Raw genomic sequence first — 13,582 nt, forward strand, 5'->3', positions numbered from 1 at the left:
GAGAGGCGGCCATGAGCCAAACGCTGCGCCTGTTCGTCCTGGCGGGCGAGCCGTCCGGTGACCGTATCGCCGCGGATCTGGTCATGCGGCTCCGCCGGCAGATCTCACTGACGCTCACCGGTATTGGCGGCGACGAACTGGCGGCACAGGGTCTTCGGTCGCTTTTTCCGATGTCGGACCTGGCGGTCATGGGCATCACCGATGTTCTGTTAAATCTGCCAAGATTGCTATGGCGGTTGGAGCAGGCGGCGCGGGCGATCATGTCTTCGCGTCCCGATGTCGTCGTGCTGGTTGATGCGCAGGATTTTTCCCGGTTGCTGGCTGCTCGGCTGCGCAAGCGCGGCTTTGCGGGAAAATTGATCCTCTATGTGGCCCCATCCGTCTGGGCCAGGAATCCGGAACGTGCCGCCCGTTTGAAACCACTGTTCGATGCGGTCCTGGCGGTCCTGCCCTTCGAGCCGGCGGTCATGAAACAGCTCGACGGTCCGCCAACCACCTATGTCGGCCACCCCGGGCTCGCCGAGGCTCTGCCTGACCGCGACCCACCGGATCGGGGGCCTCTGCTTTTGCTGCCCGGTAGTCGCGCCGGAGAGCTTCGACGGCATCTGCCGGTTCTGGCGCCCCTCTCCCGGGATCTTGCGGCCCGGCCGGAAGTAACCGAACTGGTAATCCCGACCCTGCCACGACTGCGCGGGGGTCTTGAGGCGGCAACGGCAGGCTGGCCGGTGCCCGTCCGAATTGTGGACACTAGGGCGGCGCGGCGTGAGCTTTACGGGGCATCCGTGGCTGCAATATGTGTGTCCGGTACAGCCACCCTGGAACTGGCTCTCGCGCGCGTGCCCATGGTGGTCATCTATGCACTCGATGGCCACCAGGCGCGCATTTACGAGAGACTGGGGCGCCCCCAGGTGTCCTTGCCCAACATTATCCTCGGACAATCCCTAGTGCCCGAGATCGTTGCAGCACCCCTGCTTCCCACGGGTGTTCAGCCGCCAATCATGGATCTGCTGACCGACAAAAAAGCCCGCCACGACCAGATGTCGGCGTTTGGCGAGCTGATGAACGTGATGCAGGCGGGGATGCCCCCGCATGGACGGCAGGACCCGACCGAGCAGGTCCTGTCTATCTGGCGCAATCAGACTGCGTCGTAGTCGCGGGCCACGGAGCCGTTATAGAGCTGGCGCGGGCGGCCGATCTTCTTCTGCGGATCGCCAATCATTTCCTTCCACTGGCTGATCCAGCCCACGGTGCGGGCCACGGCGAACAGCACGGTGAACATGGAGGTCGGGAAGCCAATCGCGTCCAGGATCACACCGGAATAGAAGTCCACATTTGGATAAAGCTTGCGGTCGATGAAGTACTGGTCCTCAAGCGCAATGCGTTCGAGTTCCTGTGCCACCTGCAAGGTCGGATTGTTGCCGACGCCGAGGATTTCGAGCACTTCCTTGGCAGTGGCCTGCATGACCTTGGCGCGCGGATCGAAGTTCTTGTAGACGCGGTGCCCGAAGCCCATCAGTCGGAACGGATCGTTCTTGTCCTTGGCGCGTGCGATGAATTCTGGAATGCGGTCGACCGTCCCGATCTCGCGCAGCATGTTGAGGCACGCCTCGTTGGCGCCGCCATGTGCCGGCCCCCAGAGACAGGCCACGCCCGCCGCGATACAGGCAAATGGATTGGCATCTGATGAACCGGAGAGGCGCACCGTGGAGGTCGAAGCGTTCTGTTCATGGTCCGCATGCAGGGTGAAGATCAGGTCCATGGCCCGGGCGATCTTGGGATCGACCTTGTATTCCTCGGCCGGAACCGAGAAGCACATATGCAGGAAGTTGGACGCGTAATCGAGATCGTTGCGCGGATAGACGAAAGGCTGGCCCACCGAATACTTGTAGGCCATGGCCGCAATCGTCGGCATCTTGGCGATCATGCGAATGGAGGCAATTTCGCGCTGCTGCGGATCGTTGACGTCGGTCGAGTCATGGTAGAAGGCAGCCATTGCGCCGACCACGCCAGTCATGATCGCCATCGGGTGCGCATCACGGCGGAAGCCACGGTAGAAATAGTGCATCTGCTCGTGCACCATGGTGTGGCGCGTCACCAGCTCTTCGAATTCCTTGAACTGCGTCGTGCTCGGCAGTTCGCCGTAGAGCAGTAGGTAGCAGACTTCCAGATAATTGGATTTCTCGGCCAGTTGCTCGATGGGGTAGCCGCGATAAAGCAGTTCGCCCTCGTCGCCGTCGATAAAGGTGATGGCACTGTCGCAGGCTGCCGTCGACGTGAAGCCAGGATCGTATGTGAACAGGCCCGTCTTGGCATACAGCGATCGAATATCCATCACATCCGGACCCAACGTACCACTCAGAATCGGAAATTCGTGGGTCTGGTCTCCAATGACGAGTTTGGCGACTTTATCGGTCATTGAGCTCTCCTCGCTACACCCCTCTCGCCCGCAGGAAAGGACACGAAATGCGGACCCGGGGGTCGACGCTTTGGAAGCGTCGATTTTCCCGTGAAGAGGTATCAGGTCTTGCCCGTAGCAAGCAACCGATTGGTGAGTATGACTTATCTATCCGACAGGCTGGCGACAGGCACGTCGATCGGTATCAGCTGCCTATCTGGTCTCCGAGTCGGGCCAGGCTTTCTTCGCGGCCGATCAGTACCATGACCTCGAAAATCCCCGGAGAAACAGTGCGTCCGGTGAGCGCCGCACGCAACGGCTGGGCGAGTTTGCCCAGCTTGAGCCCCTTCTCCTCGGCCAGGGCGCGCATGGCTGCATCGATGGCCGGCACTGACCAATCGGCAAGCCCCCCTAACGTATCGGCAATGCTCTTGAGCACCAGCCTCGCGTCATCGGTCAGGAGCGCCGCCGCGGCAGCATCTGGCTGGATGGGTCGCAGGGCGTAGATGAATTGCGCCAGGTCGATCAGTTCCAGCACGGTCTTGGCGCGCGGCTGCAGTTCTGGCAGAGCGGCCAGAACGGTATCGTGGTTGGCCATCAGCCCGTTCGCGTCGCCGTCGCGGCCCACTTCCTGCGCCGTCGCAATCATCACTCCGTAGAGATACGAGGGATCGGATTCGCGGATATAGTGGCCGTTGATATTCTCGAGCTTTACGAAGTCGAAGCGAGCCGCGCCCTTGTTGAGCCCCTCGAGGCTGAACCATTCCACCATCTGCTCAGTGGAGAAGATTTCGTCGTCGCCATGGCTCCAGCCCAAGCGCGCCAGGTAATTGCGCACAGCCTCGGGAAGGTAGCCCATCTGCCGGTAGGCTTCGACGCCAAGTGCGCCGTGGCGTTTGGAAAGCTTGGCGCCATCCGGTCCATGGATCAGCGGAATGTGCGCCATTTCTGGCACGGTCCAATTCATAGCATCATAGATCACGATCTGACGCGCAGCATTGGTCAAGTGATCATCGCCGCGGATGATGTGGGTGACACCCATATCGTGGTCGTCGACGACCACGGCGTGCATATAGGTTGGCGTACCGTCCGAGCGCAGGATGATGAAGTCATCCAGGTTCTCGGTCTTGAACACAACGTCGCCCTGCACATGGTCGCGGACCACGACCTCGCCCGTGAGCGGCGCCTTGATACGCACGACAGGCTTGATGCCCTCCGGCGCCTCGGTGGCATCGCGATCACGCCAATAGCCATTGTAGCGCGGGGGCTTGCCTGCGGCGCGGGCCTCTTCGCGCATTTGGTCGAGTTCCGCCGGGGAGCAATAGCAGTAGTAGGCATGACCGTTTCGGACCAGTTCGTGCGCCACCTCGGCATGGCGCGAGGCGCGTGCGAATTGGCTGATCGGCTCGCCGTCCCAGTCCAATCCTAGCCATTTCAATCCATCAACGAGCGCCGTGACGGCTGCCTCGGTCGAGCGTTCCCGATCGGTATCCTCGATGCGCAGCAGCATTTTGCCGCCCTTGTTCTGGGCATAGGCCCAACTGAACAGGGCCGTGCGTGCGCCGCCAATATGCAGATAGCCGGTAGGAGAAGGGGCGAAACGGGTGACGACCTGAGACATGGACAACCGGGAGGATTGGAGGAATTGCGGGCCGTGTGTAGCATAGGCGGGCTTGAGCGCAAGGGTAGGGGCACATGGAGGCGGGACAGGGGGCTTTGGGCAGCGCCGCTGGGCTACTGGGCTGGCTGCGGGTCCGTAAGACGGGTTCGACCTGGCCGCCTGGTGAAAGCCAGGTTGTCGGGCCCCGTGGCATATTTGCCGCCATCGTCGCCGCCATGCAGCAACGGCGCCTCTTCGTGCTCCTTCCATTCGGCCTCATTGTCGGCCTGGTCTGCTACGCCGTCCTCCCCATTGAACCGCCTGCACATATTTATATAGGCGGCACAATGGCGACGCTTCTGATCCTCGTGGGGGCAATCTGGCAGAAATCGGTCTCCGGAGTCCGGGTCGCCGTGCAGGCCATGGGCCTCTGGCTGGGCTTTTGCCTCTTGCCGCTGCATGGCCTGGCCTTCGGTACGCCCATGCTCGCCTTTCCCGCCTATGGGACTTACGAGGCGGTGGTCGACGAGGTCCTCTCTGCCGATGATAGTCAGCGCCGGGTGATCGTCTCCGGTCTTACGCCCGTCGAGGATGCGCGTTCCGTTCCGATCCGTCGTGCTCGCCTGCTGCTGCCCTCCGATCCGCCACTGCAACCGGGCGACCGCCTGCGGGCCGCACTGCGCCTGGCACCCATCCCCGGACCGATCCTGCCCGGCGCCCATGACGGCCAGTTCCATGCCTACTTCATCGGCGTTGGCGCCTATGGCTCGGCCACCGGTAGTGTTGAGCGCATTGCGGATGGGGACAACTTCAGTCTCGCCCGGCAAGTCCTCGCGCTCCGCATGGCCATTGGCAACCGCATCGCTACGGTTCTGGAAGGCGACAGCGCAGCCATTGGCAGGGCCATGGTGGTCGGCGACCAGAGCGGGATCACCGATGAAACCCGGGAGGTCATGGCCGCCTCGGGACTGGCCCATATCTATTCGATCTCCGGCCTGCATCTCTCGATCGTTGCGGGCGGAATCTTCTGGCTCGTGCGCCTCGCACTGGCCTCCCTGCCGGCGCTAGTGGGCTGGCCGGTCAAGCAGATCGCGGCACTGGTCGGCATTGTTGCGGCCTTTCTCTACCTGCTGCTCGCCGGCGGCGTCGACAATGTACCTGCCTTCCGCTCGACCCTGATGTTGGCCCTCATCTTCGGCGCCGTGCTGGCCGGGCGGCGGGCGCTGACCATGCGCAATGTCGCCATCGCCGCCATATTGATCGTGCTGATCGATCCGTCGAGCATCTTTCGCCCCAGCTTCCAGCTTTCATTTGCGGCCGTCGTCGGCCTGATCGGCATCTATGAACTGCCGCGACCGCAGATTGCCGGATCGCCCGGACGATTGGCGCGGATCGGCAATGTGATCGCAGCGACCGCATGGACAAGCTTCATTGCCGGCTTGGCGACGCTGCTCTTCTCCGCCTACCATTTTCAGCAGACTGCACCGCTCGGCGTGATCGGCAATGTGCTGGCCTTGCCCTTTGTCAGTCTGGTGATCATGCCATTCGGCGTGTTTTCGGTGCTCGCCATGCCCTTCGGCGTCGAAGCGCCCTTCATCACCATCATGGGCTGGGGCATCGACCGCATGGTGGATGTGGCCGAGCTGGTGGCCGGCTGGAGCCAGGGGTTCACCGGCAACCCCTTGCTTGCGAGTTGGACGTTGGGCGTAGGGCTGCTCGGCCTCGCATGGTTCGCCTTCATCGAAAACCGGTGGCGCCTACTTGCTCCGCTTAGCGCTGCCGCAATCGTTCTCGCTTTTGGCTTCGAGCCACGTCCGGATATCCTGGTGGCTGATACGACTCAGGCCGTTGCCATTCGCGATGGGGACGGCATGGCGCTGGGCAGCGGTCGCACCGGCAGTTTCGCCGTTGATGTCTGGAGCCAGCATTACCAGACCGAGATTGCGGCAAGCCATTCCCGCATGCGCTGCGACAGCCTTGGCTGCATCATCAACGCGCCTGATTACAGTCTGGCCATCATTCGCAACGCCGCCGCCTTCGCCGAAGATTGCGGCCGGCACGACCTGCTCATCGCCCGCATCTATCCACCCAGGGACTGCTTCGCGCTCGGGCAGGTCATCGGACCTGCCCAGCTTTCGAGCGGCGGCGTTCACTGGCTCTCCTGGAATGCAGGGGCAGGGCGGTTCGATATCCGCCCCGCCATCGAAACCCTCAACCGCCCCTGGCGAGTTTCGACACGGTAACCCCGGCAGCCGGGATTTCAGCCCCGCCCAGCACATAGCCGGTTTCATCTGGTGCCGGGGTCAGGCTCTGGGCGCTCGCCGCATAGTTTACATAGATGCGGAACCCGCCGCGAACCCGACAACGGACGCCCGCCGGAAGGGTGAGCGTCGGCGTATCCGCCTCGGCGATCAGGTAGTCGACCACACGCTGTATCAGAGCCCTGTCGCCGCTGGCCGTGAGGTAGAAGAGCTTCCCCTGCGACAGCAGCACGGGCACGCCCTCGACATCCTCCATCACCACTTCGGCGCCGCCCTCGACCTTTTCCCGCCACAACCGTGCAGCGCCGCCGCCCTTGACCGTCACTTCGACGCCCGGCGGCAGGCTGTCCACCCGCGCCACCCTGGCATCAAGCTGGTTCCGCGGCAGGTCCGGCCCCAGTCGTGACGGAATGGAGAAGTGTTCGGTCTTCGAGCCGGTCCGCGGACCGACCAGCAGGTAGCCCTCGAAGCTGGCCACCGCTTCGCGCAGCGCATCGCTCCAGGCCAGCAGCGCGGGTATTGCGACAATGTCATAGCCGGCAAAGCTGGTGGTCGAAGGCGGCAGCACATCGACGTCCAGCCCATGCTTTCGAAACGAAGCATAGAGCCCGCGCACATGATTGCCATGCTTGAAGCCGGCCGACTGGGGCTGGATCTCCCATGCCCATTCGCTTTCATAATCGAACACCAGGGCGACCCTGCCCTTGGCCGCGATACCGAAAAGACCGACCTCGCCCAGTTCGCGCGCCACCTGGCTGGCCTCGTGATAGGCCGGGGCCGGTTCGCTGTCGGGCCGCAACAGCCCGGCATGCATCTGCTCCTGCGCAAAGGGTGCCTGACGCCAGCGGAAATAGGACACGACTTCCGCGCCATGGGCAAATGCTTCCCAGGCCCAGAGCCGCGCCATGCCAGGCAGCGGATCAGGATTGGCATTGGCCCAGTTCACCGGGCCGGGCTGCTGCTCCATGATCCACCAGCGGCCGTGGCCGACGGTACGATAGAGATCATGGTGGAAGGCGGCATTGTCGGGGTCGCCCTGCCGCAGATATTGCGCCTTGTGCTCCTCCGTCTCGTCGCTCATCGCCAGGTGACCGATGGGATAGGAATCCCAGCTGGCGATATCCAGCGTCTCGGCCAGCTTGTAATGATCGAACTCGCTGTAGCGGCTCATGAAATTGTGGATCACCGGCAGGTCCGGACGCCTGGCCTTGAGGATGTCATATTGCACCCTGTTGAAAGCCGAGACTTGGTCCGACGAATAGCGCCGGAAATCCAGTTCATGGGCAGGCGTGGCGTCGCAGACCAGGAGGTTGGGCAGTCCGATCTGCTCGAAGCGGTTATATTCCATCGACCAGAAAACATTGCCCCAGGCGGCGTTCAACGCCTCGATGGTCCCGTACTTTGTCTCCAGCCACAGCCGGAAACCGTCTCGTGCCGCTGGCGAATAGGTATAGGTAGTGCCGTGACAGCCATATTCATTGTCGGTCTGCCACCCGGCCAATGCCGGATGGTCGCCGAGCGCATCGGCCAGTATCTGAGTGATCCGGCCAGCCTCTGCGCGATAGCCGAGGTGAGAAAAATCATAGTGACGGCGCGACCCAAAGCCTTTGCGCCGCCCTGCGGCGTCCACTGCCAGCATGTCCGGATGCTTGTCGATCATCCAGCGCGGCGGCGTCGCCGTGGGTGTGCCGACAATGACCTTGAGACCGTGCCGGCCCAGAACGTCCATGGACCGGATCATCCAGTCGAGTTGTAGATTGCCTTCGCTCGGCTCAATGCGCGACCAGGCAAACTCGCCGATACGCACGAACTTTATCCCCACTTCGGCCATGCGGGTCGCGTCGGTCTCCCACATCGTTTCGGGCCAATGTTCGGGGTAGTAGCAGACGCCGAGCGTGGGGGTCATGAAGGTCTCAGAGCTTGATTCTTGGTTCGGGCTGACCGGCGACATCGAGATCGATATAGAACACGCCGCCTGCGACCTTCTCGTCAGCAAGCTGGTCAGACGACAGGGTCTTGCTGGCGCTGGTCAGGAACAGGCGCTTGAGATCCTTGCCGCCAAAGGCGGGGCAGGTGACCTGGCTGACAGGCACCTCGATGATACGGTCAATCGTGCCGTCAGGGGCATAACGGATGACACAGGAACCGCCCCAGCGGGCATTCCAGAGATAGCCCGCGCTGTCGACGACAGCACCGTCAGGATAGCCGCGATGATCCGAGACATCTGCGAACAATTTCCATTCACCCAGCGGCATGCCGGTTTCCGGATCTGTTTCACATCTGAGGATTTTCTGACTCGGTGTATCGGTCCAGTAGGCGATCCGGCCATCGGGCGAAAAGCAGGTGGCGTTGGGAATCGCCACATTCGCGATGATCCGGCTCAGGACGCCTGCGCGATAATGGTAGACCGCGCCCTCCTTGGGCCCCTCATCCTTGACCATTGTCCCGATCCAGAAGGCCCCCGAGGGGTGTACCCGGCTGTCATTAGTGCGGTTGGTGACAACGTCGCGCTCAATGTCGATGATTTTGGTGATTGCGCCAGACCCCAGATCCAGGCGCTTCAGGCCAGTTTCGGTGGCAATCGCCAGGGTGTCGTCATCAATGATGGCGGCTGCAGCGACGGATTCGTCGAAGTGCCACTGCTCCTGCATATCGCCTTCGGCGCTAGCGGCGAATAGCGTCTGGTTGTTGATGTCGAACCAGAACAATTGCACACGGCCATCATGCCAGAACGGACCTTCACCCAGGGCGCACTTGCTGTCGATGAGAAGCTTGGCGGTTTCCGTCATTTCGATACACCCCGTTCATAAGCGGCCACGGCCAGTTCGGCCCGTGCGGAGACTTCAGCGACACTCATGCCGGGTTTGAAAAGATAGGTGCCTAGCCCGAACCCCGTGCACCCGATTGTGAAGAATTCGTGGAAATTATCGGGGTTGGCCCCGCCCACGGCATAGACGGGCAGGGCAGGCGGGAGCACCGCTTTCATCGCCATGATGCCCTTGGCGCCTAGAACTTCTGCGGGGAAGAACTTGAGACCCGTCGCTCCTGCCCGAATCGCAGCAAAAGCATCGGTAGGAGAAAATACGCCGGGGTAGGACTTGAGACCCAGCCGGACCGTCTCGGATATGACCTCGGGATTGGTGTCGGGGGACACGATGAAAGTGCCGCCGGCGGCGGCCACCGCCCGCACATTCTCCTCGGTCAGTACCGTGCCCGCGCCGATTTCCGCCCGGCCAGACAGGGCGGCAGCAGCGCGCCCGATGCTGTCAATCGCATTCGGCGAGTTGAGCGGCACCTCGATCAACGTGACGCCCGCTTCCACCAGAGCAGTGCATACCGGCACGGCTTCGTCCGGAGTGATGCCACGCAGGATGGCGATGATATGACGATGGGACACTTCTGAAAATCCTCAGGCAATGGATGCACGTGCGGCCTTGAGGCCTGCCAGCACCACTTCGGTGGAATCAACGATGCGGCCGGTCGCTCCGGTCATGGCCAGCACCTGGGCATAGAGCGCACAGAGGGCAGCGGAGCCGATCAGCGGCACGGGATCGGTAGCGATCTGGCTACTGTTGGCGGCAATCTCCGTGCCAATGAGAAGGCCCGACAGGTAACCGGCGCACCAGTCCGGCGTGCGACCCGAGAGCAAGGCGCTAGCCCGAACCCGGAACAACTGGCCCAGCAAGTCCGCCGGATTGTCAAGGCCATCGCGCGCACCGGTCTGGAACCCATTGTCGCGTTCGGGTCCGTCGAGGTCACCCGAAAGAGAATGGCGCAGCACGGAATGGGTCTTGAGCAGTTCGAACATCTCCCCGGTCATAGCGGTGGAGAAACCTGTGATCCGTGTGCCGTCGAGCCGCGCCCACTTCGAGTGCGTTCCGGGCATGCAGACCAGGCCCGAATAGCCCGGCATGATGGATGCGAGGCCCAGAAGCTGGGTCTCCTCGCCGCGCATGACATTTTCGCCACCGTCTCGCTGGCAGACGCCGGGCAGGATGGACACTGCCAGGTGCGTCTCCGGTACCGACGGATGCACGGCGCCACGTCCCAACTGGCCGAGGTCTGTCGGCGCGTCAAGATAGGGCGCTTCCATCCAGCCCTGTCGGGCGCCAGCCATACCGCAGACAACTACATCCAACATGCCCGCCGGCAAGGGCATCTGAGCTGCTACCGCACTCAACGCCGCCGGAAATTGATCAGGCGAGAGCTTGCCCATGCCCTTGTCGGACCCGGCCGTCGCGACGACGGAGCCATCGGTGCTGATGCCCCAGGCGCGCAGGTTGGATGTTCCCCAGTCCACGGCGATCCATGCAATCGACTCAGTCAAGTTGTCCTCGCTCCCGGCTCTGGCGCGGCGTGACCCTAATGCCCCGCTGTGCAACTGGCCAGACCGATTCCCCGCCAGCATTTCAATAGCGCAGCGTCCGACCAAACGCCCGTCCGCCGGTAAGCTGAATTGCGTCGGTAGGCAGATTTCCACTAAAGGATGCAGGAACCGGCGCTATTTGTATGATTTTTTCCTCCAACCCATTCACACAACGGTTCGGCGTGATAGAACAACGTCCACCAAGGCCCTCACATCCGCGCCCTGCGGACGAGCAAGGAACAGGCAAGATGACTGCAGACAATGGCGGCACCGGCGGCCGCAAACTACGCTCGCGCGCGTGGTTCGATAACCCCGACAATCCCGATATGACGGCGCTCTACCTGGAGCGCTACATGAACTTCGGAGTGTCGCGCGAGGAACTGCAGTCCGGCAAGCCGATCATCGGCATCGCCCAGACCGGGTCCGATCTTAGTCCCTGCAATCGACACCATATCGTGCTCGCCGAACGCGTCCGCGAGGGTATTCGCGAGGCAGGCGGCATCGCCATCGAATTCCCTGTCCACCCCATCCAGGAAACCGGCAAGCGCCCGACGGCCGGCCTCGACCGCAACCTGGCCTACCTAGGCCTCGTGGAGGTGCTCTACGGTTACCCCCTCGACGGCGTCGTACTGACCATCGGCTGCGACAAGACAACACCGGCCATGCTGATGGGCGCCGCGACCGTTAACATCCCCGCTATCGCCCTTTCCGTCGGCCCTATGCTCAATGGCTGGCACAAGGGAGAGCGCACTGGCTCGGGTACCATTGTCTGGAAGGCGCGCCAGATGATGGCGGCCGGCGAGATCGACTATCCCAAGTTTATCGAACTGGTGGCCTCGTCAGCGCCCTCGACTGGCTATTGCAATACCATGGGCACCGCCTCGACCATGAACTCGCTGGCCGAGGCCCTGGGCATGCAGTTGCCAGGATCGGCCGCCATTCCCGCGCCCTATCGCGATCGCCAGGAAATGGCCTACCGCACCGGCAAGCGCGCCGTGGAACTGGTACATGAGGATCTCAAGCCCTCGGACATTCTGACCAAGGAAAACTTCCTCAACGCCATCGTGGTCAATTCAGCCATTGGCGGCTCGACAAATGCACCGATCCACATCAACGCCATTGCCCGCCATATCGGCGTCGATCTCAATATCGACGAATGGCAGCAGCATGGACTGAAGGTGCCGCTGCTGGTGAACCTGCAGCCGGCAGGCGAATATCTGGGCGAGGACTATTACCACGCCGGTGGTGTCCCGGCGGTCGTCAACGAGTTGATGGCCCAGGGACTCATCCACGAGAATGCCCCGACCGTGAATGGCAAGACCATTGGCGAGAATTGCCGCGCGACACCCATCCAGGATGACAAGGTCATTCGGCCGTTCGGCAATCCGCTCAAGGCGGAATCGGGTTTCCTGGTACTGCGCGGCAATCTGTTCGACAACGCCATCATGAAGACCAGCGTGATCTCGCCCGAGTTCCGCGAGCGCTACCTGTCCGATCCGCAACATCCGGGCATGTTTGAGGGCAAGGCCGTGGTGTTCGATGGCCCGGAGGACTACCATCACCGGATCGACGATCCCTCGCTCGACATCGACGAGCACACCCTGCTCTTCATGCGCGGCGCCGGCCCCATTGGCTATCCGGGCGCTGCCGAAGTGGTCAACATGCGTCCGCCCGACTACCTGATCAAGAAGGGCATCCACTCGCTGGCCTGTATCGGCGACGGCCGCCAGTCCGGCACTTCGGGTTCACCCTCCATTCTCAATGCTTCTCCGGAAGCCGCGGCCGGGGGCAATCTTGCCATTCTCAAGACTGGTGATCGCGTTCGCATCGACCTCAACAAGGGCGAGGCCGATATCCTTATTTCCGACGAGGAAATCGCCACGCGCCGCGCAGCGCTGGAAGCGTCAGGGGGCTATAAGTTTCCCAAGCACCAGACTCCATGGCAGGAAATCCAGCGCGGCCTGGTCGACCAGCTCGGCAGCGGCGCTGTCCTGCGCCCAGCAGTCAAGTATCAGCGCATCGCCCAGACCGAAGGCGTGCCGCGCGACAACCACTAGCTCCGCGCACTCTCGCCAATAACAAAGGCCCGCCAGATAGGCGGGCCTTTTCTCATCGCGGATGTGGCTCAGTATTTGCGCAGCAGGCCCACTAGCCGGCCCTGCACCTTGACCCGGTCGGGCGGAAAGATGCGGGTTTCATAGGCCGGATTGGCCGCTTCAAGCGCCACCGTGTCGCCCTTGCGGCGCAGGCGCTTGAGCGTGGCTTCCTCGTCATCGACCAGGGCAACGATGATCTCGCCAGTCGAGGCATGCTCCTGCTTCTTGATAAGCACCGTGTCGCCGTCGAAAATGCCGGCCTCGATCATGGAATCACCACGCACTTCAAGGGCATAGTGCTCGCCGGCACCCAGCATTTCAGGCGGCACGGCAATGGTATGGGAGTGGGTCTGGATGGCTTCGATCGGCGTACCGGCGGCGATGCGGCCCATGACCGGGATCGACACCGGCCTGGCGTAATCATCTGATCCCATTGCGCTATTTCGAACTGGCGGATTGGCGACCTTGCCCAGATTGCCTTCGATGACGGAAGGCTCGAACCGCGACTTGCGGCCACCCAGCGAGGGGTTCATGGAATCGGGGAGCTTGACCACTTCCAGCGCGCGCGCCCGATTGGGCAGGCGACGGATAAAGCCACGCTCTTCAAGCGCCGTGATCAGCCGATGGATGCCGGATTTTGACGCAAGATCAAGGGCATCCTTCATCTCGTCAAAGCTCGGGGGAATGCCGCTTTCCTTCATCCGCTCGTGGATGAACATCAGCAATTCGTGTTGTTTGCGCGTCAGCATTGGCCCCACCATCCAGAATCGGAACATAGACGGAACGACCATACATGTTCCACTAATGTTCTGCAATGCCTCGATCCAGGAGTCCCGTCATGAACGAAAAGCAACAAGATGAACG

The 13,582-nt window shown here is 62.2% G+C and carries 10 protein-coding genes; 3 read left to right on the forward strand and 7 right to left on the reverse strand.

Annotation, left to right across the window (positions count from 1 at the left end; genetic code table 11):
• Positions 1-11 precede the first annotated feature (11 nt).
• Entirely contained in the window at positions 12-1,151 is a 1,140-nt protein-coding gene (locus ACXYMS_RS11860; protein ID WP_458906525.1) for a lipid-A-disaccharide synthase, read from the forward strand.
• On the opposite strand, the gene gltA is transcribed toward ACXYMS_RS11860, so the two are convergent.
• Positions 1,136-2,416, reverse strand: coding sequence for a citrate synthase (gltA, locus tag ACXYMS_RS11865; protein ID WP_458906527.1), 1,281 nt, complete (start codon positions 2,414-2,416; stop codon positions 1,136-1,138). The two genes, ACXYMS_RS11860 and gltA, sit on opposite strands and share 16 nt — an antisense overlap.
• Before the next feature lie 184 nt (positions 2,417-2,600).
• On the reverse strand, positions 2,601-4,016 hold the full coding sequence (gene gltX / locus ACXYMS_RS11870; RefSeq protein ID WP_458906529.1) for a glutamate--tRNA ligase: 1,416 nt from the start codon (positions 4,014-4,016) through the stop codon (positions 2,601-2,603).
• Positions 4,017-4,090: 74 nt separating this feature from the next.
• Here gltX and ACXYMS_RS11875 point away from each other — a divergent pair, with 74 nt between their 5' ends.
• A complete protein-coding gene (locus ACXYMS_RS11875) occupies positions 4,091-6,238 on the forward strand; it encodes a ComEC/Rec2 family competence protein (protein WP_458906530.1) in 2,148 nt (715 codons plus the stop codon).
• On the opposite strand, the gene ACXYMS_RS11880 is transcribed toward ACXYMS_RS11875, so the two are convergent.
• The 4 genes from ACXYMS_RS11880 to ACXYMS_RS11895 are packed head-to-tail and all read right to left on the reverse strand — an operon-like array spanning position 6,207 to position 10,583.
• The gene (locus tag ACXYMS_RS11880) at positions 6,207-8,162 is read right to left on the reverse strand and encodes a beta-galactosidase (protein WP_458906531.1); all 1,956 of its coding nucleotides are present in this window, start codon (positions 8,160-8,162) and stop codon (positions 6,207-6,209) included. The two genes, ACXYMS_RS11875 and ACXYMS_RS11880, sit on opposite strands and share 32 nt — an antisense overlap.
• Positions 8,163-8,169: 7 nt before the next feature.
• The gene (locus tag ACXYMS_RS11885; protein ID WP_458906532.1) at positions 8,170-9,045 is read right to left on the reverse strand and encodes an SMP-30/gluconolactonase/LRE family protein; all 876 of its coding nucleotides are present in this window, start codon (positions 9,043-9,045) and stop codon (positions 8,170-8,172) included.
• The gene (locus tag ACXYMS_RS11890; RefSeq protein ID WP_458906533.1) at positions 9,042-9,653 is read right to left on the reverse strand and encodes a 2-dehydro-3-deoxy-6-phosphogalactonate aldolase; all 612 of its coding nucleotides are present in this window, start codon (positions 9,651-9,653) and stop codon (positions 9,042-9,044) included. Before ACXYMS_RS11890 ends, ACXYMS_RS11885 begins: the two co-directional genes overlap by 4 nt.
• 12 nt (positions 9,654-9,665) lie before the next feature.
• Complete coding sequence (locus ACXYMS_RS11895; protein WP_458906534.1) at positions 9,666-10,583, reverse strand: 2-dehydro-3-deoxygalactonokinase; 918 nt, start codon at positions 10,581-10,583, stop codon at positions 9,666-9,668.
• Between the two features lie 287 nt (positions 10,584-10,870).
• On the opposite strand from ACXYMS_RS11895, the gene ACXYMS_RS11900 reads away from it, so the two are divergent.
• Positions 10,871-12,679, forward strand: coding sequence for an IlvD/Edd family dehydratase (locus ACXYMS_RS11900; RefSeq protein WP_458906535.1), 1,809 nt, complete (start codon positions 10,871-10,873; stop codon positions 12,677-12,679).
• A gap of 68 nt (positions 12,680-12,747) precedes the next feature.
• Here the strand turns inward: ACXYMS_RS11900 and lexA are convergent, their stop codons facing one another.
• Positions 12,748-13,467, reverse strand: a complete 720-nt coding sequence (gene lexA / locus ACXYMS_RS11905) for a transcriptional repressor LexA (RefSeq protein WP_458906536.1) — start codon at positions 13,465-13,467, stop codon at positions 12,748-12,750.
• Positions 13,468-13,582 lie beyond the last annotated feature (115 nt).

The sequence above is a fragment of the Devosia sp. CAU 1758 genome (assembly GCF_054482695.1).